Below are 22,141 nucleotides of genomic sequence, written 5' to 3'. Positions count from 1 at the left end.
TCAAATGGTGGGCGACTTATCGTTCTCGAAGCTGAAATGCACAGCGAGTCGCACAGTTGAGGTACGTGGGCCTGATGCGGGAAAGGGGCGTCCGCAATTCGGCATAAGTCGCTTTCGACTCATTTTTCAGCGTATGACTGTGTATAGGCATTATTGAAGCGCCTATACATCAAGCGTGACGGCTGTCTTTTATATGCGCGATAAGCCTGATGAAGGTGTTGTCTTCACGCCACTCTTTGTCCAGTTGCTTTTGTGTCACTGCATCGAGCCGTGAGTAATGATTACCCCTCTCTGTAATACCTATGATCCGCCATAAATCCGACCAGCCTGCAGTCCCTTGCTCAACACGGGTGGTCACATATAGACCTTCTCGCACAAAGTTGAACTCATGTTGCTCACCCGATGCGTCATGATAGATTATGCAACTGTGGAAATAACACGCTCTTGACGTTATACCTTTCAAGAGAGCCAGCACCCCTTCAACACCTAGGGTCTCCAACACATAACGTGCATACACCCCAGGAAAGCCATTGAGCGCCTGAATGTGAAAACTGCTGTCTTCAATAAAGAAGGCTCCAGAAAATTGCGTCGCTGCAAAACGGGCTTTGGCCCGGCAGACCTCATCGGCAGAGGACGCCTGTATCTCGGGAACGTCAATGAATACCTGCTTTATGGGTATCCCTTCATGTTCGAACGTCTGAAAGGCCTCTGAAAACTTGCGTGCATTACTGGTCACAAACCCCAGCATCATTTTTCTCCTGAATGAGAACAGAGCTAATTACAATCAATACGACAGCGACCATCAAGGCGGCTGACAATGCTTGAGAAAAAACAAGCATCGACAAAATAAAGGAAAACATCAAAGTGGAATAATTTGAAAAGCTGAGAGTGGCCGGGCTCATTCTGCCTGAGATGAATAGCATTAACGCTATTGCCGCTATATTAATCAAAATTCCCCCCATATAAAGCGCGATGCTTTCACCTCCTGTCAAAACCGGTAACCCCCCGTTCAGAGATAGAAAAAGCAGACCCGACACCAGGTTGGTGATGAATAGTAACTGTAGATAAGAGGTGCCCATGCTCGAGCACTTTTTAACTAAATAACCACTGACCGCATACGACAAAGGCACTATCAACATCAGCCCGTACACGATCAAGTCCGCCTTGCCTGCACTTCCATCCAGTCGCGGAACAATCATTAACATTACGCCCGTTATCCCAAGCATGATCGCCAGTACTGACTTGGCATTGACGCTGACACGAAACAGCACAGCGCCGATGAGTATGGAGAACATGGGGGTCAGGCTGGTAATCAGAGACGTTTCAGCCGGTGACATAACACGCAAGGACAGGTAAAGCACGCAATAAGGGATGAAGACCAAGCTCAGCGCAACCCCCAGCATCCAGCCAAACTGCCCTTTATTCCAGGTCAACAGGGTTCGTCTGAATCGGGTCACCAGCATCAGTGAAGTGAGCGCTATCACAGTCCCTATATTCAATATCAATGGGAACTCAAATACGGAAGCATTGCCCTCAAGCAATATCTTTCCGAGCACGGACTCTGAGGCCCATAGCAATCCCAATAGCAGGATCAGCGCGCTTTTCCCTAAGGTACTCAATGAGGGGCAGCATGCAGGTAATCTTCAAGTGAGGCATAGACTCTAAAGGTATCGCGCCCCGTTGTGATAATCATATCCTCTGTCTCAGCAACTTCTATAAAAGCTAAAAAATGCTCCCAATAGCCGTTGACGTTAATAAAGCTTATTGGCTGTGATGCCAGGCCGAGCTGTTTGCGCGTGATGATCTCGCAGGTTTCATCCAGCGTACCAAACCCTCCAGGCAAAATAACGAACTCATCGGCCAACTCCATCATTTTTATCTTTCTCTCTGAGAGTGTCTGCGTTTCAATGACTTCCTGAACGTTGCTGGAGGCTAATTCGACATGCCTCACTTCAGGGGAGGTAATTCCGATCACTCGTCCTCCATGGCGGCGAGCCCCCTCTGTCAGCTTTCCCATCAGCCCACCCATGGCTCCGCCATGAACGACGGTATCGCCCCGCAAAGCCAGTTGCGCTCCCGTTTCCAATGCGACTGAGGCATATACAGGGGATCGACCTTCACCAGAACTGCAGAAAACACAGACATTCATACCGTCTCCCCCAGCAACGCTTCAAAATACCCTACGGTATAGCTTCGAAAAAGACTTCGGGAATCATGTTGCCAACTGGACACTTCGTCCCAGAGCGTTTTATGGATAGAGTCGCCAAACGTGCGCCGAAGCCATGTGGAATCGACATTGTGCCTGGGGAGGTGATCGTACCGTCCAGATCCGATCTGCGCAGACTTGGCCAGTTTCGCCCCCGATTCGTCCAGAATGACCGGAGAGAAAAAACGCGCAGGATGTTTATCCAGAGCAATGCCAAAGCGAAGGAGCGCCTCCATATTGATGGTCGCATACTGGACCCAATCCGCCCCGTCGCTCATCATGTTCTGGCCGTTTTCGCTGTCCATTTTGTGGATATAGTAAATCTCGCGGGCCAACGCCCTGACCGGTGTATTGATATCAAACAAATCCTTGTTATATTCAGACAGTGTACCGCCATAAGCCCCGTGATTAGGGCAGAAGCACTCGTAGTGCCGTCCCCCGTCGCTTGCCGCCCCTGCAAATACCCCTCCCTTTTTATTGGAAAGATGACACACGGGACACGCAAAACGAACCTTGAACTTGCGCTCTGAAGGACAAAGTAACGGTGCGAGTTCGTCCTCCATGGCAATCAGATCCAGAATTATCCGTCTTATTTCAGGTACAGCTTGGAACTCGCCGTAGCTCCAGGTTTTAACGGGTATTCCTGAAAAACCCGAAAATATGTTCAGTAAATAGCGAAATTCCACCAGGTGTTTTTCCGAGGCAGACTCTCCTTCCGCAGAAAGCGTGTTCGCCAACGTACGGTAATAAGCGTCACCCTTTATAGTGTGGTGCTCGCCTGGCGCATTTTCCAGTTCCCAGAATAAAATCTCGGTGCTCACGCCCAGCGTATCTTCAAGCTTTCTGGCAAGCGCAAATGTACTTATAAGCGAGGTGACCGTGCCCAAGTGGGGAAAGCTGTTCGGTTGAGCGGCGGGGTGAAATATGACTTTTGCCTTGCCATCAAGTTTATGCGCATAGAGATCTTCGATCGTCTGGGCGGTATGACTGATGCCAATCGGGGGCAGCAATTTACTCATGACCTTCTCCCGCTTGCAGTAACTTGAAAGACACACAGGTGATCTTCAAGCTGCTCCATATATTCAGGATTGTGTACATTCACGGCGCACAGGAAAGTTTCCTTCTCCTGCTGACAGGTGAACGTTCTCATGGGAGACACTGCCGCACTGACTTCTACTTTATGAAATAGACCGTTCAGAAAATCCATCAACTCCGTCTTGTCGTAGCTGCAAACGGGCCATCCCATAAAATCTGCCGTATTTGCCGGGGAAGCATAAATTTGCTTCAGGGTTGGCATGCCGACATAACTGAAGGCCCCTGAAGCAATGACAAGATCGGTCCCGCGCAGTAGTTCGGTGTGCTCAGGGGTGAGGCAAGAGTTCTCTAGGTCCTGACAAATCACATGGTCGATATAGTGATGCTTTAGAGCGTAATCAAGTGCATTGCTTGAAATGTCCGTACCAATGACAGTTGCTTTTTTAACAGTAGGCGTCAGACATTTCTGCAAAAAAGAGTCATAGGGCATTTCGTTTTTTATAATTCGTCCATTGAATCCGTAACTGCAGGCCACATCCACGACCTGGCATTCTCCTCGTTCAAGAAGTATGGAATCAACCTTGGCAAGGAGAGCATCATAGACAAAGTCTGGCTGACGGTAGTTGTATCTTTTTAATGACTCGATATAGGGTTCTGGCGAGGGCTTGTTGTAGATGCTATTAAAATTTTCTTTTTGGAAACTAACATGCCTTCCTTAATGCATTTGTTTCCTTAAAGACTAGTCGTCAATATATATAGCGCAATAATTTTTTATTTTAAATATCCACGAATGCTAGAAATCTTATAGCATTCAGATGCTTAGCTCGACCGTCTGCGCTCTATGGTTATCGACTCTTAGTCGGCATTGCTGTCTGTCGACGTAGACGCTCGCGACAAACCCTATCCGTTGAGCCGGACTGAGATGTTTCCCTTAAATCGGTTTATGGCTACTCCAGAAAGAGTATACGGCCCGTGCTGAAAGTGTAGCGGTCGAGGTTTCTTTTGCGTGGTAGTCACTTGCGTTCTAAGGTCCCAGGCTTGGAACGCGCAAAACCCCCGATGGCCCTCGCCCCGGGGGAGTTATTGCCCCGGATCAAGCCTCCGCCGCCGCCGCGGTCACCACCATTTCCTTGAACCGCTGCAATACCGCTGAGCCGTCACCGATGCGCGTTGCCAAATGCAGCGGTGCTACCAGGCTGCGACACTCCGTGAGCGTGCGATAAACAATACCGTCGCCGCGCAACCTCTGCATGGACGCCGGCACAATGGACACCCCAAGGCCCGCCGCCACCAGGCTCAGTGTCGCGGTCATGCGTGGCGCCTCCTGGACCACCTGCGGGCTGAACCCCGCTTCACGGCAGGCCACCAGAATCGCGTCATACAACCCCAAGCCTACGCGACGGCGGTAAAGCACAAACGCTTCGGTTGCCAAGGCAGCCAATGGCAGGGGAGATTGGGCGTCGATGGCCAACGGGTGATCGGTAGGCAGCGCCAGCAGCATCGGCTCCACCAAAATAGGTTGGTCCTGCAACGATTGAGAGCCACTGAGCGGCGAGCGGATAAACGCCGCATCGAGTTTTTCATGCGCCAGCGCGTCCAGCAGCTCGCCAGTCCCCGCTTCCTCCAGTACAACCGAGATACCCACAAAGGTTTCGCGAAACAGCCGCAACACGCTGGGCACGAACGGGTGCAGCGCCGCAGAGCTGGTGAAGCCGATGGCTAAGCGGCCACGCTCACCACGCGCGGCACGGCGCACCACGTCGGCTACCCCTTCAACGTGGGCGAGAATGTTGCGTGCCTCGTCCAACAAGGCCAACCCGGCAGTGGTGGGGCGCACGCCACGGGGCAGGCGCTCCATCAACACCACGCCCAATTCTGCCTCAAGGCTTTGCAACAGCCGAGTCAGCGGCGGTTGCTGCATCCCCAAGCGTTGCGCTGCACGGGTGATGTAGCCTTCCTCGGCAATTGCGACAAAGGCTTTGAGTTGGCGAAGCTCCAGCATAGGGATACTTTCAAGGTATGGGAGGTCGCCAATCCTGGCATTTGTTCTCATGGCTCACAAGATTTAGGCTGTGGCCAACCTCAACAAGAAGGAAAGCCGCGATGACCTGGTCAGCCAAGCAGTACACGATGTTTGAACAGCAGCGCACCCGTCCCGTCCGTGACCTGGTCGCGGCCATTCCCAATACGGGTGTGCGTACCGCCGTCGACCTGGGCTGTGGCCCTGGCAATTCCACCGAGGTGCTGGCTGAGCGCTTTCCACAGGCACACGTTACCGGCATGGACAGCTCCGACGACATGCTGGTGGATGCCCGCAAGCGGTTACCGGCGTTGAGCTTTGAATTGGCTGATATCGGCGCCTGGAATCCCGCACAAAAATTCGATGTGATTCTCGCCAACGCTTCCCTGCAATGGCTGCCGGACCACGCCACGCTCTATCCGCACCTGGTCAACCAACTGACACCTGGCGGCACGCTGGCCGTGCAAACCCCGGATAACCTCGACGAACCGGCTCACCGCCTGGCCCGCGAAGTCGCGGCCGATGGCCCGTGGGCGGCGAAGATCGGCTCGGTCAAACACAATGAGCGGCACACCGCGAGTGACTACTACGAGCTGTTGAGTAAACACTGCAGCATCGTCGATGTATGGCGTACCACTTACCAGCACCCGCTGGCGGATCACGCAGCGGTGGTGGAATGGTTCAAGGCTTCGGCACTGCGGCCCTTTCTTGCGCCGTTGAACAATGGCGAAAAAGCCGCCTTCCTACAGCAATACCAAGCGCGAATTACCCAGGCTTACCCAGCCTTGGCCGATGGCACGGTATTGCTGCCGTTCCCGCGTCTGTTCATCATCGCTACGCGTTGAGCCTGGCAAACAAGTGTCGGTTATACAGCCGCCGCTTGTGCCTTCAAGTACTCATCCGTCGACAATACGCTGGCATACGCAAACGCCAGCGAGGCCATGTAAGAGGCCTGGACCTGCGCCGCCGGAATCACTTGCCCATTAAATTCCAGATCGCGCGTCGCACACGCATCGTGGAGCACCGTGACCTTGTAGCCCAAGTCCGCTGCCGCACGGGCCACAGCGTCGATGCACATATGGCTCATGCTGCCCACCACGACCACTTCGGTAATGGCGCGTCGTTCCAGCAACGCCTGCAGATCCGTCCCGCGAAACGCGTTCACAAAATGTTTAAGCACCACCGGCTCATTGCCTTCGTTCAGCACCTTGGCATGCAGATGCGCGCCCTTGGAACCCGGGGTGAAGAACGGCGCGTCTTCAGAGGCGAACTCATGGCGCACATGAATCACTGCGTTCCCCGCCTGGCGAAAGGCCTGCAGCACCTGTGCAGCCTTGTCTGCCGCAGCTTCCACACCGTCGAGCGGCCATTTGCCTTGGGGGAAGTAGTCGTTCTGGATGTCGATCAGGATGAGTGCTTGCTTGGCCATGTGGGTTGTCTCGTGGTGGGTGGATCGGCCGAGTATCTTAGCTGGCGGCGGAGCTTAGGCGCGCGAATCGTGCAGAACGCCGCGTGTTTAAACGCGCGTCGTGCAGAATAAGACAGGCCAACTGCCATCTGTTTTGCAGCAACTGATTGATTTAAAAAACATCTTTCCAAAAGCAGCCTTGGCTTGATCCCTGCAACCCTTCCTGCACACACATGGCAGGATGGCCAAGGGGGACGCATGACCCCGACTCAACGCAAGAAGCTGGTGGTCGCTCACTCCACGCGAGAGGGCGCCCCGCAGCACGAAGTCGACACCAACCTCGCGTTGGCGCGCTGGCTGGCGCAGATCCTGGGGCTCAAATTCGGCGGCAGCTATGACCCGCAGGTGCACGCCGACCGTGAACTGTATTTGCTGCCCACGCAAACCCTGGTCGGCGCGGCTCAAGCGCTCAAGCTTAAGGTCACAGGGCCGCAAGACCTGTGGGGCGGTTATGTCGACCACGATTTCATCTGCACCAAAGCCATCACCCATGGCCTGCTCAGCCCTGAATCAACGGCGCCCGAGGGCTGGTCGCCGTTGTTTGGCGAGCGTGTGCGCAAAGTGGTGCTCGACGGCCTGAGTGTTTTCGCACTGCAAGACGCGCTGCCCGCCGCCACGCGCTTGCTTTACAGCGGGCCGATCCGCTTGAAGCCCGTACACGCTTGCGCCGGGCGCGGGCAGGAAGTTATCCACAGTCTCGACGAATTCGAAGCCGTGCTGGCGCGGCCCGATATAGCGCGGTTATTCGCTGAAGGCGTGGTATTGGAGCAAGACCTGCACGACGTCATCACCCACAGCGTGGGCCAGAGTTTTATCGGCGATCGCGTGTTCAGCTACTGCGGCGAGCAATACCTCACCCAGGACGGGCAGGGCGAAGAGGTCTACGGTGGCTCCAACTTGCTGGTCGTGCCCGGCTACTACGAAGATCTCTTGACGCTTGAGCTGCCTGACGACGTACGCGAAGCCATCGAACAAGCCCAGGTCTTCGACACCGCCGCCGATGAGGCCTACCCTGGTTTCTACGCGTCGCGGCGCAACTACGACATTGCCCAAGGCCTGGACAGCGAAGGCCAGCGCCGCAGCGGCGTGCTCGAACAGTCCTGGCGCATGGGCGGGGCCAGCAGCGCGGAAGTCGCGGCGCTGCAAAGCTTCATCAATAACCCGGGCCTGCGCGCGATCCGCGTGTCATCGGTGGAAACCTACGTAGACCAACCGCTGCCAGCGGACGCCATTGAGGTGTACCGCGGCCCGGCCGAAAACAGCGACTTTCTTCTCAAGTATGTAACGGTTAAATCTTATGACGGCTAGAAGCGAGAGCATTGCGATCGATATCGACGACGAACAGATGAGCGGGACGTTCCTGAGCCCCAAATCCAAAGTGCCCGGCGTGCTGTTTGTGCACGGCTGGGGCGGTAGCCAGGAGCGCGACCTTGAACGTGCCAAAGGCATCGCAGGGTTGGGGTGCGTGTGCCTGACCTTCGACCTGCGCGGCCATGCCGGCACCGGTATTCCGTTGTCCCGCGTCACCCGCGAAGACAACTTGCGCGACCTGCTGGCGGCGTACGACCGCTTGCTGTCGCACCCGGCCATCGACACCTCGGCCGTGGCGGTGGTGGGCACCAGTTACGGAGGTTACCTGGCGGCGATTCTCACCTCATTGCGCCCGGTGCGCTGGCTGGCGCTGCGCGTGCCGGCGCTGTACCGCGACCAGGAATGGCTCAAGCCCAAGCGCGAACTGGATAAGGCCGACCTGATGGATTACCGCGGCACCCTGGTGCACGCCGAAACCAACCGCGCCCTGCATGCCTGCGCGAAATTCACTGGCGATGTGCTGATTGTCGAATCGGAAACCGACGACCACGTGCCCCACGCCACCATCATGAGTTACCGCGCGGCGTGCCAGCAGACTCACTCCTTGACCCACCGTATCATCGACGGCGCCGATCACTCGTTGAGCGACCCGGTGTCGCAGCAGGCTTACACCTCGATCCTGGTGGACTGGATTACCGAGATGGTTGTGGGTGAGCGGTTGAGCATTATTCAGTCCCAATAATGTGGTGTTCTTTGGGACGCCTTCGCGAGCAAGCCCGCTCCCACAGTTGGAATGCGTTTCAAATGTGGGAGCGGGCTTGCTCGCGAAGGGGCCGGTCCTGTCAACACCCGATCAAGCAGGTGTCTTCTTCACCCGCAACGCCTTGGCCTTGGCCTCAACCCCGAGGTACATCACCAACGCAATCACCAGCGGCAAAATAAAGTACACCGCCCGATAGGCAATCAACCCCGCGAGCAAACTGCCCCGCGACGCCTCATGCTGCAACAAACCGATAAACACCGCCTCCAGCACCCCAAGCCCCGCCGGAATATGCGTGACCACACCGGCAATCGCACTGATCAACAACACCCCCAACACCAGCGGATAGTCCAACTTGGCCGGCAACAAGGTAAAGATCACCGCCGCCATCAATGACCAGTTCAACGCACCCAAGGCCAACTGCAAACACGCCATGCGCAGCGACGGCAGGTTGATCTCGATGCCCTTGATCGACCACGCACGCTTTTTCGAAAACCTACAGGCCGCCAGGTAGCCGAGGCTTACCATTACCAGCAACACACCAATGCCCTGCAACGCCAAGGTGCTGACTTTCCAACCCGGTGGCATCGTCACCAGCCCGCTGCTGAACACCGCACCGGCCAAGGCCATATAGCCAAACCAATTGGTCGCCAGGCTCAGCCCAAGAATCTTGGCGATATTGCTGGTGCTCACCCCAAGCCGCGAATACAGCCGATAACGCATGGCGATGCCGCCGACCCACGCGCTCAGGTTGAGGTTAAACGCGTAGCTGATGATCCCCACCGGCAGGATCTGCTTCCACGTCAGAGGTTGGCGAATATAGGTGCGGCCGATCAGATCGAAGCTTGCGTACACGAGAAAACTGCACAGGGTCAGCGCAGCGGCGATCAACAGCGTGCGCAGCTTGAAGTCACCCAGCGTCTGCAGCACTTCGCTCCAGTCGATGCGCCGCGCGAGCAAGGTGAACAGCACGATCAGCAGCAGGAAGAAGGCGATGGTCAGCGGTTTCTTCCAGCGCTTGAATCGCGAACTGCCGGTTTCAGCGGTCATGGGCCTGGCTCTCGAAGGGTTTCAAGCGCGGCTTGTGCGCGGGCAGCCAGCCCGTCAGGGCGGGGAAATGGCGCATCACATGAAACACCAGGAAGCCCACGGTCAGCCGCCATAACCACAGGCGTGGCTTGCGGTTTTCCGGGATGGTCTGGCAGTGGTTTTTGGCGAGTATTTCCAGGCGTTCGTACAGCTGCTGATTGAACGCGCGGTCGCGAATCAGCACATTGGCCTCAAGGTTCAGCGACAAGCTCAGCGGGTCCAGATTGCTCGAGCCCACCGTGCTCCACTCGTCATCTACCAACGCGACTTTGCCGTGCAGCGGGCGCTGGCAATATTCGTGAATCACCACGCCATCCTTGAGCAAATAATCGTAGAGCATGCGTGCCGCCAGCTTGGCCAGCAGTACATCGGGTTGGCCCTGCATGATCAGTTGCACATGCACGCCACGCCGCGCGGCATTGCGGATCTCGCGCAGCAAGCGGTAGCCGGGGAAGAAGTAGGCGTTGGCAATCACCACGCGTTTTTGTGCCTTGCTCAAGGCGTGTATATACGCCTCTTCGATATCGTCGCGGTGCTGCATGTTGTCGCGATAGATCAGGCGCACCAGGCCGTCGTCGTTAGCGGTCGTCCACAGCGAGGGGCGTTGCTGGCGCCGTCGCCAGCCGCGCCGAGTACGAACCTGGCGACCACTTTGTGCGAGGGCAAAATGGTGCAGGTCCGCCACGGCGGGGCCGATCACTTTTACGGCGTAATCCTGCTTGGCTTCGGGGCCGAAATCGCCCAGGTGGTCAGCCGAAAAATTGATCCCGCCGATAAACCCTACCGTGGCATCCACCACCACGATCTTGCGGTGCAGGCGCCGAAACCAATTGGTGCGAACCCCCAACATTTTCGTCGCCGGGTCGAACATTTGCACCAGCACGCCAGCCTCCGCCAGCTCACCGAGAAACCCCGGGCTCAGCTCGCCGCAGCCAAACCCATCCAGGCTGACCACCACTTTCACGCCGCGCTGCGCCGCCTCAATCAGGACGCCTTTAAGCTCATGACCGACCTTGTCCTCGAACAGAATAAAGGTCTCCAGCAGGATCTCCCGCTGCGCCTCACGCATCGCGTCGAAGACTTTCGGAAAGTACGCCTCGCCGTTCTCCAGCAGCTCGAGCTGGTTGCCGCTCTGCCAGCCGTAATCGAGATCACGCGCCTTGGCTTCATCTGGCGGCTGATCGGTGGCGATGTGCTCTACCGCAACGTTCATAGCTCGATCTCCACTGACAGCGGCACGTGGTCTGACAGATGGGACCAAGGCCGGGTGGTGAGCACTCGGGGGTTATGAATCTTCAGGTTGCGCACATAGATGCGATCCAGCGCCAGCAACGGCAGGCGCGCCGGGAAGGTGCGCGCAGGCTTGCCGTGGGCTTCGACGAATACTTCCTTGAGGCCGCTTCGGCTCAGGTCGGCCTTCTGGCGCCAGTCGTTAAAATCACCGGCGACCACCAGCGGCGCGTCGGCAGGAATCTCGCTGATACGCTGCTCCAGCAAACGCAACTGCTGCTGGCGATGTACCTCGCGCAGGCCCAAGTGCATGCAGATCGCATGCACCTCCTGGCCGGTGCCAGGCAGGCGCAACACGCAGTGCAACAGGCCACGGCTTTCATGGCCGCTTTGCGAGATGTCGAGGTTGTCGTAGCGCACGATCTGGAGTTTCGACAGCAGCGCATTGCCGTGGTCGCCATGCGGGTAGACCGCGTTGCGCCCGTAGGCGAACTGCGGCCAGATGCTGTCGGCGAGAAATTCGTACTGCGGCATCTTCGGCCATTCGCTATAACGCTGGGGATGGCGCTCGTGGGTGCCGTGGATCTCCTGCAGAAACACCATGTCGGCGCCCACGCTGCGCACTGCTTCACGCAACTCGGGCAGGATGAAACGTCGATTCAACGCGGTAAAGCCCTTGTGGATATTCACCGTCAGCACCGTGAAGCGGGTGATGGCGGTGGTGGGCGTGACGGGGATCAATTCCGGGTGCGTCATGGCAACACCCCGGCTTCCGGTAATTTGCCGGGCTCGGTGGCCAGGTGCTTATCCAGCTCGAAGCGCTGCAACAATTGGCGCGCATCGAAAGGCGCGCGTACTTTAATGTCGTTGTCGAAAAAGCAGAACACGTCGCGCTGTTTGCGCGCGCGTGGCTTATGGTTCGGGTCTACCAAGTGCGCATCCTTAGGCTGCTTGCCGTGGCGCCAGCACTCGATGCGATCACCCCAACGCTTGAGCGCCTCTGCGGTGTAGCCGCTGGCGTAGAGTTGCTTGTCACCGTGCAGGCGCAGGTACAGGAAGTTGGCGGTGACATCTTCGACATACGGCCACTTGCCAGCGGTGTCGGCCACCACCAGTGCCACACCGTGTTTATCCAGCATCTGCACAAACTCGGGCACCGCAAAGCTTTTATGACGAATCTCCACCGCATGGCGCAGGGGCTTTTTGCCATGGGCCTTCATGCTCGCCTTGCCGTTCAGGCGTGGCTCATGCTGCCGGGCGAGGGCGGCGGCCTGCTGGGTATCGGTGGGTAGTTCCTGCAGAAAAGCTTCAAATAGCGGCGCGTCGAACTTGAAGCTGGGTGGGAACTGCCAGAGGATCGGCCCGAGCTTTTCTTTCAGTTCCAGCACCCCGGAAGCGAAGAAGTTGGCCATCGGCTTGTGCACGTCGCGCAAGCGCAGAATGTGCGTGATATAGCGCGGCGCCTTGACGCTGAACATAAAGTTTTCAGGCGTGTCGGCATACCACTCGGCATAGCGTTTGGGGGTTTGCAGTGCGTAGAACGAGCCGTTGATTTCAATGCTGTTAACGGCGCGTGACGCAAATTGCAATTCGCGTTTCTGGGTCAGCCCCTCGGGGTAAAAGCCCCCGCGCCAGGGCGTGTAGCGCCAGCCGGAAATGCCGATGTGAATCGCCGCCATGGTTGCTCCCGTGGATGTAGGGTCTAGTGACCTCCGTTTTGGGATGACTGCGGTTTTTGTGTGAAAGTTTCCACGGACCTACAGACGGTACACGGTCAAAATGTGGGAGCTGGCTTGCCTGCGATAGCGGTGGGCCTGGCAATGAATTCGGTGCAGACCCACCGTATTCGCGAGCAAGTCGAAGCGTCGAACCGCCGCTCCCACATTTAGGTTGAGGGGGGGCTGGATCAGTGTCCGGCCACCACGCGTGTCGAGCTTTGGGCATACACCGGCCCCAACCGATCCAATCGACCGCTCCACGCCGTCAGCGCCAGGGCCACCAACACCACCAAGCCGCCAATCCACGCCGTATGGATCAAGCCCATGTGCGCCACGATCAAACCACCGGCCCACGCACCACCGGCGATCCCCAGGTTAAACGCGGCGATGTTCAAGCCCGAGGCCACATCCACCGCCTGCGGCGTGTGATGTTCGGCCTGGCGCACTACGTACACTTGCAGACCTGGCACATTGCCGAAGGCGACCGCGCCCCACACCAACACGGTGGCCAGGGCCAGCCATGGGGTACTCGCAGTCAACGTGAGGATGAACAACACCGCCGCGAGCAGGGCAAAAATGATCTTTAACGCGCTGATCGGCCCGCGTTTATCCGCCAACTTGCCGCCCCAGATGTTCCCGGCCGCCACCGAGATGCCATACACCAGCAACACCAGGCTGACGGTGCCGGCGCTGAAACCGGAAATATCCTGGAGGATCGGTGCCAAGTAGGTGAACGCAATGAACGAACCGCCGTAGCCCACCGCCGTCATGGCGTAAACCAGCAGCAGGCGTGGTTGTTTCAATACTTGCAGTTGCTGCAACAGCGACGCCGGCTTGCTGTGGGCAATGTTCTTCGGCACGTAGATCAGGCTGCCGATAAACGCGATCAAGCCCAGCGCCGAGACGGCGAGGAAGGTTTCACGCCAGCCGAAGTGTTGGCCGATGAACGTACCCAGCGGCACACCCGTTACCAAGGCGACGGTCAAGCCGGTAAACATGATCGCAATCGCGCTGGCGGCTTTTTCCTTGGGCACAAGGCTGGTGGCGATGGTCGAGCCAATTGAGAAAAACACCCCGTGGGCCAGGCCGGTAACAATCCGCGCCAGTACCAGGGCTTCATAGCTCGGTGCTTTCCAGGCCAGCAGGTTGCCGAGGGTGAACAGCACCATCAGCGACAACAGCAGCAGTTTGCGTGGCACCTTGCCGGTGAGGGCGGTGAGCACTGGCGCGCCAATGGCGACGCCCAAGGCGTAAAGGCTGACCAACAGGCCTGCCGATGGCAGGGTTACGCCAAGGTCGGCGCCGATGGTGGGTAACAGGCCAACGATGACGAACTCGGTGGTCCCGATGGCGAAAGCGCTGAGGGTCAGCGCGAGCAAAGCAATGGGCATGGCTGCAACTCCGGTGGGTTTCAATCAGGGGCGCAGTGTCGGGTGTTGGCGTGTGCGGAAAAAGCCAGGGATCGGCATTTGATATTTGCCTCACGCGCACAGATCGTTCCCACTAACGCGACGCAGAGCGCCCATGGCTGCATTCCCACGCAGAGCGCGGGAACGATCAGCGCTCAAACCCGTCAGTTCCTTACAGACCCTGCTGAAGGAGCCCGGTGTTTTGCTGAATCTAAAGACTGCATTACTGCTCGGCGCGCTGCTGTTTTGTAGCAGTGGCGCACTGCAAGCCGCCGCCACCGCGCCTGCAGCCGAAACCCCCGCCAAACCAGAGTTGCTGGTGGAAGGCGGCCTGTTAGGCGCCATCAGCTCCAGCATTGACGACGTACAAGACAAGCTCGACCTCAATCAAAACCTGATTGATGCCTGGCGCCTGCGGGCCGACCGTGCAGCAGACGAAGTAGGGCGCCTGGTCGACCAGACTGCCCAGCGTTCGCCGTGGAGTGTGGCCGGGGACTTCCTGCTGCTCTCCGGCGTGTGGTTGGGCGCCTTTGCGGTGTTGACGCTGCTGGGTCGTTTTATCGTGCAGCGCTTGAGTCGGCGGCATTTCATCGCACAGCGCCAGCGTTTGCTGGCAGTTCTGGGGTATGTGGTGCCCTACACGGTTCCCGCCATTATTTGCTTGCCGCTGACCCTCTACGTCAGCCACTTCTTGCCCACCTCCGTGGGGCGCGCGCTGGCGCTGTGTTTCGCCTATGCCACCAGCAGCGGCATCTTTTCCACATCGATGTTGTTGTGCGTGATCGTCATGTTCAACGTCGGTCACAAACGCCCGGCGGTACAGATCATTCGTGACTACTGCCCCAAGCCGCTGTTCCTGATCGGCTTCCTCGCCGCCCTGAGCGACGCGCTGACCAGCCCGCAAATCGCTCGCCAACTCGGTGGCAATATCACCAGCAGCATCGCGGTGTTCACCGGCCTGTTTGCGGCAGTGATTTTCGGTGTGCTGGTGGTGCGCCTGCGCCGGCCCGTGGCGCATCTGATCCGCAATCGGCCACTGGCTCAGCGCCTTAAACACCCGGCGTTGCAGCAATCGCTGCGGGTGTTTTCCGGGCTGTGGTACTGGCCGATTCTGTTGATGGTGCTGGTCTCGGCCATCAACTTGATCGGCGCCGGCGACGACAACCAGAAAGCCCTGCGTTGCGCGCTGTTCACCACGATTTTACTGATCGGCACGGTGTTTCTCAGTACGGTGCTGCAACACCTGTTCAAGTCGCGCAGCCAGGTGGCGATCCAACGCAGCAGCGCCTACAAAGAACGCTTCCTCAGCCTGTTACACGCAATTTTGCGCATCGTCATGGCCATCGCGTTTATCGAAATTCTCGGGCGTATCTGGGGCATCTCGTTGTTCGAATTCGCTCAGCGCAACTCGGTAGGCCGCGCGATCAGCGATTCCCTCAGCAGCATCGGCCTGATCCTGCTGATGACCTGGCTGTTCTGGGTGGTGCTCGACACGGCGATCCAGGAAGCGCTGAAGCCGCCAGTGAACAAACGCTCCAGCCGCCAGCCGAGCACACGGGTCAAAACCATCCTGCCGCTGCTGCGTAACGCGGTAAAAATCATCCTGGTGGTGATCTGCGCGATCACCACCATGGCCAACCTGGGCATCAACGTCGCGCCGCTGCTGGCCGGTGCCGGTGTGGTCGGCCTGGCCATCGGTTTCGGCTCGCAGCAATTGGTGCAGGACGTGATCACCGGCTTGTTCATCATCATCGAAGACACGCTGTCCATCGGCGACTGGGTGGTACTCGACTCCGGCCACGCCGGCACCGTCGAAGGCCTGACCATCCGCACGTTGCGCCTGCGCGATGGCAAGGGTTTTGTGCACTCGGTGCCGTTCGGGCAGATCAAGGCGGTCACCAACCAGTCGAGGCAATTTGCCTATGCGTTCTTCTCGGTGCAGTTCACCTACGACACCGATGTGGACAAGGCCGTGGAGCTGATCCGCGAGGCCGGGCAATCGATCCGCGACGACGTGTTCCTCAAGTACAACCTGCAAGGGCCGCTGGAGGTCTTTGGCGTCGACAAGATGGACCTCAACGGCGTGGTGCTCACGGCGCAATTCCGCACGGTGTCGGGCGGGCAATACGCGGTGAGTCGCGCGTTTAACCAGCGCTTGAAAAAGCTTGTGGATAACTGTGATGAGGTGCACTTCGCGCAAACTTATCCACAGCAGGTTTTGTTGCCTAAGCGCACGGCCCAGGTGGATGAGCCGGATGAAGAGGTGCCGGCTTCGGTGGTGTTGACCGAGCAGCCGCGTACTCAGTGATTGATGGTGCCTGGGCTGGCCTCATCGCGGCATAGGTATCTACACATCTTTTTTCGGGTTGAGTGCTGTGGTTGTCACGGGGCCGCTGGGTACATATCCGTTGCTGCGGTATTGGCTGATATTGGTTCCGCCCTTACGGCGGGTCACTTTTGGAAAAGAGCCCCAAAAGTAACCAAAAGGGCTCTTGCCCCACCACTCGGTGCCTCGCCTAGGCTCGGCATGCCCTCACTCCGGCTTTGGAGCGGGGGCCGCCGCGATGGGCCATCCTTGGCCCAGCGCGGCTAAACCGGCGTCCTGCCGGTTTACCCCCGCTCCAAAGCCTGCGTTCGGCCAGCGTGGTTGACGGGGCGCCTAAGATCAAAATCAAGATCAAGATCTACAGCACGGCGGCCTAGTAGCCGACCTGAGTGGTTAGATCAAAAGCAAATGCGAGGCGGCCTGACAGCCGACCTGTTTACTGAAACTGTTCTCGGTCTAATTGTGGGAGCGGGCTTGCTCGCGAATGCGGTGTGTCAGTCAGTTTATTTGTAACTGGCCCACCGCTTTCGCGAGCAAGCCCGCTCCCACATTTGGAGCTCAGTACATCAGGTAGATGTGTGTGTACTCGGTCAATGTGGGAGCTGGCTTGTCGGACCGCCGAACCGCTGCGATGGCATCAACTGGGTATGCCTGATGTACCGAGGTGTCTGCATCGCAGGCAAGCCAGCTCCCACAGAAAAGCAGCTCTGCTTCTGCTCTGCTTTTGCCCTGCTTTTGCTTCAACCACTCAGGTCGGCTACTAGGCCGCCGTGCTGTAGATTTTGATCTTGATCTGACAGGCCCCGTTAACCACGATGGCCGCACGTAGGCACGGTGGAGCGGGTAAACCGGCAGGGATGCCGGTTTAGCCGCGCTGGGCCAGGGATGGCCCATCGCGGCGACCCGCGGAAACGGGCCGGAGTGCGGGCATGCCGAGCCTTAGCGAGGCACCGAGTGGTGGGGCAAAGACCTTTTGGTTACTTTTGGCTGGGCCGGCATTCCGGGCGTTTGCCAAAAGTGACTCGCTGTAAGAGCGAAACCCCAAGCCGCCGTTACCGCAGCAACGGATATGTACTCAATCTACCTAAACCCATCACAAGCTCAGCACCACACAAAGCGTTGCGTAGATACCTATGCTCATCGCGGGCAAGCCCGGCTCCCACATTTCTGACCGTGTGAACCCGTTCAAATGTGGGAGCTGGCTTGCCTGCGATAGCGTCAGATCAGGCACCCCTAATGCCTGATCAACTTCTCCTGCACTGCCAACTGATCCACCTCCACCCACACCTGCTGCTTGCCACCCACCATCACCGCCGCCGGCAACCCATCCCGATACACAATCCGATTGCCACTCACCGCCGGCACTTTATTGCCCGGCAACAACGTGCCCACCAGGTTCAGCGGGTCGGCCCCGCACACGGCAATCAAACTGCCGTCATGCGGCCTGCGCCGTACTTCACGCAACAGCGGGATCGCTTCGGGCAACGCAAACTGCTCACCCGCCAACCCACTGACAAACCGCCCCCCACGAATCTCCCCACGCGCCTCCAAACGGTGGAACGTGCGCAATAATTCGCGCCAGCTTGGCAACCAATCGGCCTCACGCTCCAGCAACCGCCAGAACACCACGCCATAGCGGCGCAGCAAGGTCATCGCCACGTGTTCCAGCGTTTCGGCTGAATGCGGCCCAGCAGCGCTGGGCGAGCGGCGCACCAAGGCCCAGCGCCCGGCGTCGTCCATGCCGCCGATAAACGCCCCGCGCCCGCGCCGACTGCTGCGCGCCTGGCGTTTGCTGGCGGGTGTGGTCAGTGCGCGAAGGCCAGCGAAACTGTCGGCATTCACCAGCCCGGCGCCCACCAGTTCCTGCAACGCGGTTTCCAATTCGCTGCGCAATAGATGGGCTTCGTGCACCAGTTCATCGAAAAACAACGCGCCGTGCTCGCGCAAGGCGAGGTGGACTTTCTGCGCCTTGGGCGACAGCGTGGTGCTGTCGGTCAGTTCGGTCAGCCCGCTCCACAGCGGCACTTGGGCACGCGGCAGCAACACCACTGGCGTGCTGCGCAGTGCCATCGCGCTGGCCTTGTTGCTCAGCCGCGTCCACACCAGTTTGCCGCTGCGGCACAGCTCGTCGAGCCAGGTGGATGAGTAATCCTTGAGCCGCGCGCTGAGCAAGTCACTGTCCCAGGCCGAAGTGGCGGCGGCGTAACCTTCGAACTGCGCGACGATCTGCGCCAACATCGCGCTGCCCTGACCGCGCGTGCCGTCGGCCAGGTGCTGCCAGTCGAACAGAAAGCGCATGAAGTCCTGCAACGCCACCGGCTCGATTTCCCGGCGCAGGCGCTTGACCGTGTAGCGATGAATGCGCGCCAGCAAGTGGCGTTCACACCACTGTTCTTCGCTGGCGCCGGGGCTGAAACGGCCGCGCAGCACGTAGCCTTCCTGCTCCAGGCGAGCCAGCGCCTGGGTGACATCCGATACCGGCAGGGCCAGCGGCGCGGCAATCTCGATCAGCGTCAGCGGGCCGAACCCGCCGAGGCGTGCGCGCAATACCTCCACCAGCGCGTCATCGAAGGTCCACGGCTCATCAAAGCCGGGCAGCAACGGCAAGTTGTTGGGATAGATCGCCTGCACGCAACTCAAGCGTTCCACCGCCACCCACAGGCCGTTGCTCAGTTGATAGGCGCGCCCACCTTTGGCCAAGGCGCGCAGCCACTCGGCCCATTGCGGCGTGACCTCATGAGTGGCGATGCATGCGAGGCTCATCAACGCCTCATGCATTTCGTCCAAACCATTGGGCGCCGGCCAGGCTTCTTCGCGCACGCCGGCGATGGCCTCGGCATCCAGTGCGCCGAGGTCGTCGGTGCTCTGCGGGTCGCTCCAGCGCCGGTTGAGCACGGCCTGGGTGCGGCGCTCTTCCAGCGGCGCGTCATCGAGAAAGGTATAGGGGCGCGCGCTGAGAATTTCGGCGGCCATGGGCGAGGGCGCGGGCAGGTCTCGGCTGATCAGGCGCACTTCGCCGCGTTCCATGCGCCGTAGCAGCGCCAGCCATGCAGTGCTGTCCATGGCCTCGTGCAGGCAGTCGTCGAGGGTTTGCTCCACCAACGGGTGCTCGGGTACTTCGCGCTCGCCGGCAAGGTTTTCCAGGCAGGCGATCTGGTCGGGAAATACGCTGGCGATCAGGTCTTCGCTTTTCATGCGCTGGATCTGCGGCGCCACCTTGCGCCCGCCGGTAAAGCGCGGCAACGCCAGGGCCACGCCGGCGTTCCAGCGCCAGCGCACGCCGAACAGCGGCGCATCCAGCACGGCCTGGATCAGGATGTGCTCGGCATTGTTGCTGTTGAGATAGCGCCACACCTCGTCCAGCTCGAAACTGTGGCTGGTGGACAGCGACAACACGATTGCATTTTCACTGGCCGCCGCTTGCAACTCGACGTTGAACGTACGGCAAAAGCGCTTGCGCAAGGCCAAGCCCCAGGCGCGGTTTACCCGACTGCCAAATGGCGTATGGATGATTAATTGAGTGCCACCGGACGCGTCGAAAAACCGCTCCATGATCAACGTGTCCTGGGACGGCAACGCGCTCAGGGCCAAGCGCGCGCGGGCCAGGTAATCGAGGATCTGTTCGGCGCTGGCGCGGTTCAGGCCGAGCGTGCCGGTGAGCCAGTCTTGTGCGGGTTGCAGGTCACCGGGCGTGGCGCTGAGCAGCGCGTCCAACTGGCCCTGAAAGCGCGCCACGGCGGCCGACAATTCGTTGCTGCGCCCTGGCGCCTCGCCGAGCCAGAACGGAATGGTCGGCGGCTGGCCGTGGGCATCTTCGACACGCACCTTGCCGGCTTCGACGCGCAATATTCTGTAGGACGTATTACCGAGCTGGAAGATATCCCCGGCGATGCTTTCCACCGCGAAGTCTTCGTTGACGCTACCGATATTCAGGCTCTGCGGTTCCAGTAATACGCTGTAGTCGGCATTGTCGGGGATGGTGCCGCCGCTGGTCACGGCGGTCAGCTTGGCGCCACGGCGGCCGCGCAGCGTGTGGGTCACGGCGTCGCGGTGCAGGTAGGCGCTGCGGATGCCCTGGCGACCGTTATAGCCGTCGGCGAGCATCTGCAGCAGTGCCTGGTAGTGGCGTTCGTCCAGCTCGGCGTAGGGTGAAGCGCGGCGGATAAGCGCCAGCAGTGCCGCCTCGGACCATTCGCGGGCGCTGACTTCGGCGATGATCTGCTGGGCCAGTACATCCAGCGGCGCCACTGGTATCTGCAAGGTGTCCAGTTCGCCGCGGCGCACGCAGTCGAGCAGCGCGGCGCATTCGATCAGGTCGTCACGGGTGGTGGCGAACAGGCGGCCCTTGGGCGTGCCGCCGACCTGGTGGCCGGAGCGACCGACGCGTTGCAGGAAGCCATTGATTGAGCCGGGCGAGCCGATCTGGCACACCAGGTCGACATCACCGATATCAATCCCCAGCTCCAGCGACGCGGTGGCGATCAGCACTTGCAGCTCGCCGGCCTTGAGCCGTTGCTCGGCGCCCAGGCGCAGCTCTTTGGCCAGGCTGCCGTGGTGGGCGGCCACGGCGGTTTTGCCGAGGCGCTCGCTCAAGTGCCGCGCCACGCGTTCGGCCAGGCGCCGAGTGTTGACGAAAATCAGCGTGGTGCGGTGTTCACGAGCCAACGTGGCGAGGCGGTCGTAGACCAATTCCCACACGTCATTGGCCATCACCGCCGAGAGCGGCACTGGCGGCACTTCAATATCCAGGTCGCGTGGGCGGGCGTGGCCGATATCGACGATGTCGCAATTGCGACCTGTGCCGACCAAAAAGCGCGACACCGCCTCAATGGGTTTTTGCGTGGCCGACAGGCCAATGCGGGTCAGCGGCTCGGTGCACAAGCCTTGCAGGCGTTCCAGGCTTAGGGCCATGTGGCTGCCACGTTTGCTGGCGGCGATGGCGTGGATCTCGTCGACGATCACCGTGCGCGTGCTGGCGAGCATTTGCCGGCCGGAGTCCGAGCCCAGCAGCACGTAGAGCGATTCCGGGGTGGTCACCAGGATATGCGGCGGGCGCTTGCGCATCAGCGCGCGGTCTTTTTGCGGGGTGTCGCCGGTGCGCACGGCGGTGCGGATCACCAAGGGCGGCAAGCCCATGGCCTGCAACTGTTCGGTGATGCCGGCCAGCGGGTTTTGCAGGTTGATCTGGATGTCGTTGGACAGCGCCTTGAGGGGTGAGACGTACACCACGAGGGTTTCATCCGGCAGTTGCCCGCCGTTGGCCAGGCCCTGGTGAACCAGGTCATCCAGCACGGCCAGGAACGCCGTCAGGGTTTTACCGGAGCCGGTGGGCGCGGCAATCAGCGTCGAGCGACGCTGGCGGATCAGCGGCCACGCCTGGGCCTGGGCGCCGGTCACCGACGGGAAGGTGCTGCGGAACCAGGCGCTGACGGCGGGGTGGAAGCCGCTCAAGACCGTGTCCGTGGATGCATGAAGGTTCATGATTGGAGTTATGCGGCCGTCTCCAATAAGTTGCAACCCCGCACTTTATAAGTGACGGTTGCGCTACAAACCCGCAAAATGCAACGAT

17 protein-coding genes are annotated in these 22,141 nt (G+C 59.3%); 4 read left to right on the top strand and 13 right to left on the bottom strand.

The features are described from left to right. Window positions 1-169 precede the first annotated feature (169 nt). The 6 genes from ACA065_RS27410 to ACA065_RS27385 all read right to left on the bottom strand — a co-directional run bounded on the left by ACA065_RS27410 (window position 170) and on the right by ACA065_RS27385 (window position 5,243). The gene (locus ACA065_RS27410) at window positions 170-751 is read right to left on the bottom strand and encodes a non-canonical purine NTP pyrophosphatase (RefSeq protein ID WP_497692318.1); all 582 of its coding nucleotides are present in this window, start codon (window positions 749-751) and stop codon (window positions 170-172) included. Next, window positions 726-1,541 carry a DMT family transporter gene (locus tag ACA065_RS27405; RefSeq protein WP_497692317.1) on the bottom strand — a complete coding sequence of 272 codons (816 nt, stop codon included), beginning with the start codon at window positions 1,539-1,541 and terminating at the stop codon, window positions 726-728. Before ACA065_RS27405 ends, ACA065_RS27410 begins: the two co-directional genes overlap by 26 nt. Before the next feature lie 74 nt (window positions 1,542-1,615). Next, window positions 1,616-2,149: an LOG family protein gene (locus tag ACA065_RS27400; RefSeq protein ID WP_497692316.1), complete on the bottom strand. Its 534-nt coding sequence runs from the start codon at window positions 2,147-2,149 to the stop codon at window positions 1,616-1,618. Then, window positions 2,146-3,225: a hypothetical protein gene (locus ACA065_RS27395; protein ID WP_497692315.1), complete on the bottom strand. Its 1,080-nt coding sequence runs from the start codon at window positions 3,223-3,225 to the stop codon at window positions 2,146-2,148. Before ACA065_RS27395 ends, ACA065_RS27400 begins: the two co-directional genes overlap by 4 nt. Further along, window positions 3,222-3,782 (bottom strand): class I SAM-dependent methyltransferase, encoded by a 561-nt coding sequence (locus tag ACA065_RS27390; protein WP_497692314.1) that lies wholly within the window; start codon window positions 3,780-3,782, stop codon window positions 3,222-3,224. The genes ACA065_RS27395 and ACA065_RS27390 overlap by 4 nt, the downstream gene beginning before the upstream one ends. A 552-nt stretch (window positions 3,783-4,334) precedes the next feature. Continuing rightward, window positions 4,335-5,243, bottom strand: coding sequence for a LysR family transcriptional regulator (locus ACA065_RS27385; RefSeq protein ID WP_497692313.1), 909 nt, complete (start codon window positions 5,241-5,243; stop codon window positions 4,335-4,337). Window positions 5,244-5,344: 101 nt separating this feature from the next. Between ACA065_RS27385 and tam the strand changes: the two genes are divergently transcribed. Next, window positions 5,345-6,106: a trans-aconitate 2-methyltransferase gene (gene tam / locus ACA065_RS27380; protein WP_497692312.1), complete on the top strand. Its 762-nt coding sequence runs from the start codon at window positions 5,345-5,347 to the stop codon at window positions 6,104-6,106. A 20-nt stretch (window positions 6,107-6,126) separates the two neighbouring features. Here tam and ACA065_RS27375 read toward each other — a convergent pair whose 3' ends face one another. Continuing rightward, window positions 6,127-6,690, bottom strand: a complete 564-nt coding sequence (locus ACA065_RS27375) for a cysteine hydrolase family protein (RefSeq protein WP_497692311.1) — start codon at window positions 6,688-6,690, stop codon at window positions 6,127-6,129. A gap of 237 nt (window positions 6,691-6,927) precedes the next feature. Here ACA065_RS27375 and ACA065_RS27370 point away from each other — a divergent pair, with 237 nt between their 5' ends. Further along, window positions 6,928-8,037 (top strand): DUF3182 family protein, encoded by a 1,110-nt coding sequence (locus tag ACA065_RS27370; protein WP_497692310.1) that lies wholly within the window; start codon window positions 6,928-6,930, stop codon window positions 8,035-8,037. Further along, window positions 8,027-8,782 carry an alpha/beta hydrolase family protein gene (locus ACA065_RS27365; protein ID WP_497692309.1) on the top strand — a complete coding sequence of 252 codons (756 nt, stop codon included), beginning with the start codon at window positions 8,027-8,029 and terminating at the stop codon, window positions 8,780-8,782. Before ACA065_RS27370 ends, ACA065_RS27365 begins: the two co-directional genes overlap by 11 nt. 111 nt (window positions 8,783-8,893) lie before the next feature. On the opposite strand, the gene ACA065_RS27360 is transcribed toward ACA065_RS27365, so the two are convergent. The 5 genes from ACA065_RS27360 to ACA065_RS27340 form a co-directional block, all read right to left on the bottom strand. Beyond that, the gene (locus ACA065_RS27360; protein WP_497692308.1) at window positions 8,894-9,850 is read right to left on the bottom strand and encodes a lysylphosphatidylglycerol synthase domain-containing protein; all 957 of its coding nucleotides are present in this window, start codon (window positions 9,848-9,850) and stop codon (window positions 8,894-8,896) included. Further along, window positions 9,840-11,102, bottom strand: coding sequence for a cardiolipin synthase ClsB (gene clsB, locus ACA065_RS27355; RefSeq protein WP_497692307.1), 1,263 nt, complete (start codon window positions 11,100-11,102; stop codon window positions 9,840-9,842). Before clsB ends, ACA065_RS27360 begins: the two co-directional genes overlap by 11 nt. Then, a complete protein-coding gene (locus ACA065_RS27350) occupies window positions 11,099-11,875 on the bottom strand; it encodes an endonuclease/exonuclease/phosphatase family protein (RefSeq protein WP_497692306.1) in 777 nt (258 codons plus the stop codon). The genes clsB and ACA065_RS27350 overlap by 4 nt, the downstream gene beginning before the upstream one ends. Then, a complete protein-coding gene (locus ACA065_RS27345; protein WP_497692305.1) occupies window positions 11,872-12,798 on the bottom strand; it encodes a DUF72 domain-containing protein in 927 nt (308 codons plus the stop codon). The genes ACA065_RS27350 and ACA065_RS27345 overlap by 4 nt, the downstream gene beginning before the upstream one ends. A 227-nt stretch (window positions 12,799-13,025) precedes the next feature. Continuing rightward, window positions 13,026-14,228, bottom strand: a complete 1,203-nt coding sequence (locus tag ACA065_RS27340) for an MFS transporter (RefSeq protein WP_497692304.1) — start codon at window positions 14,226-14,228, stop codon at window positions 13,026-13,028. 220 nt (window positions 14,229-14,448) lie between these two features. Here ACA065_RS27340 and ACA065_RS27335 point away from each other — a divergent pair, with 220 nt between their 5' ends. Further along, on the top strand, window positions 14,449-16,554 hold the full coding sequence (locus tag ACA065_RS27335; protein WP_497692303.1) for a mechanosensitive ion channel family protein: 2,106 nt from the start codon (window positions 14,449-14,451) through the stop codon (window positions 16,552-16,554). Window positions 16,555-17,805: 1,251 nt separating this feature from the next. On the opposite strand, the gene ACA065_RS27330 is transcribed toward ACA065_RS27335, so the two are convergent. Next, window positions 17,806-22,053 (bottom strand): DEAD/DEAH box helicase, encoded by a 4,248-nt coding sequence (locus ACA065_RS27330; RefSeq protein WP_497692302.1) that lies wholly within the window; start codon window positions 22,051-22,053, stop codon window positions 17,806-17,808. Window positions 22,054-22,141: the final 88 nt, after the last annotated feature.

The sequence above is a fragment of the Pseudomonas sp. LBUM1640 genome (assembly GCF_059716225.1).
The sequence above is the reverse complement of the archived record's forward strand: the minus strand, read 5'-3'. Positions and strand labels throughout refer to the sequence as shown.

What these genes read in the sequence shown, in the direction of transcription:
- clsB (WP_497692307.1), bottom strand. Translation starts at nt 11,102, where the DNA reads ATGAACGTTGCGGTAGAGCACATCGCCACCGATCAGCCGCCAGATGAA.
- ACA065_RS27350 (WP_497692306.1), bottom strand. Translation starts at nt 11,875, where the DNA reads ATGACGCACCCGGAATTGATCCCCGTCACGCCCACCACCGCCATCACC.
- tam (WP_497692312.1), top strand. Translation starts at nt 5,345, where the DNA reads ATGACCTGGTCAGCCAAGCAGTACACGATGTTTGAACAGCAGCGCACC.
- ACA065_RS27330 (WP_497692302.1), bottom strand. Translation starts at nt 22,053, where the DNA reads ATGAACCTTCATGCATCCACGGACACGGTCTTGAGCGGCTTCCACCCC.
- ACA065_RS27365 (WP_497692309.1), top strand. Translation starts at nt 8,027, where the DNA reads ATGACGGCTAGAAGCGAGAGCATTGCGATCGATATCGACGACGAACAG.
- ACA065_RS27345 (WP_497692305.1), bottom strand. Translation starts at nt 12,798, where the DNA reads ATGGCGGCGATTCACATCGGCATTTCCGGCTGGCGCTACACGCCCTGG.
- ACA065_RS27360 (WP_497692308.1), bottom strand. Translation starts at nt 9,850, where the DNA reads ATGACCGCTGAAACCGGCAGTTCGCGATTCAAGCGCTGGAAGAAACCG.
- ACA065_RS27370 (WP_497692310.1), top strand. Translation starts at nt 6,928, where the DNA reads ATGACCCCGACTCAACGCAAGAAGCTGGTGGTCGCTCACTCCACGCGA.
- ACA065_RS27395 (WP_497692315.1), bottom strand. Translation starts at nt 3,225, where the DNA reads ATGAGTAAATTGCTGCCCCCGATTGGCATCAGTCATACCGCCCAGACG.
- ACA065_RS27340 (WP_497692304.1), bottom strand. Translation starts at nt 14,228, where the DNA reads ATGCCCATTGCTTTGCTCGCGCTGACCCTCAGCGCTTTCGCCATCGGG.
- ACA065_RS27375 (WP_497692311.1), bottom strand. Translation starts at nt 6,690, where the DNA reads ATGGCCAAGCAAGCACTCATCCTGATCGACATCCAGAACGACTACTTC.
- ACA065_RS27410 (WP_497692318.1), bottom strand. Translation starts at nt 751, where the DNA reads ATGATGCTGGGGTTTGTGACCAGTAATGCACGCAAGTTTTCAGAGGCC.
- ACA065_RS27400 (WP_497692316.1), bottom strand. Translation starts at nt 2,149, where the DNA reads ATGAATGTCTGTGTTTTCTGCAGTTCTGGTGAAGGTCGATCCCCTGTA.
- ACA065_RS27385 (WP_497692313.1), bottom strand. Translation starts at nt 5,243, where the DNA reads ATGCTGGAGCTTCGCCAACTCAAAGCCTTTGTCGCAATTGCCGAGGAA.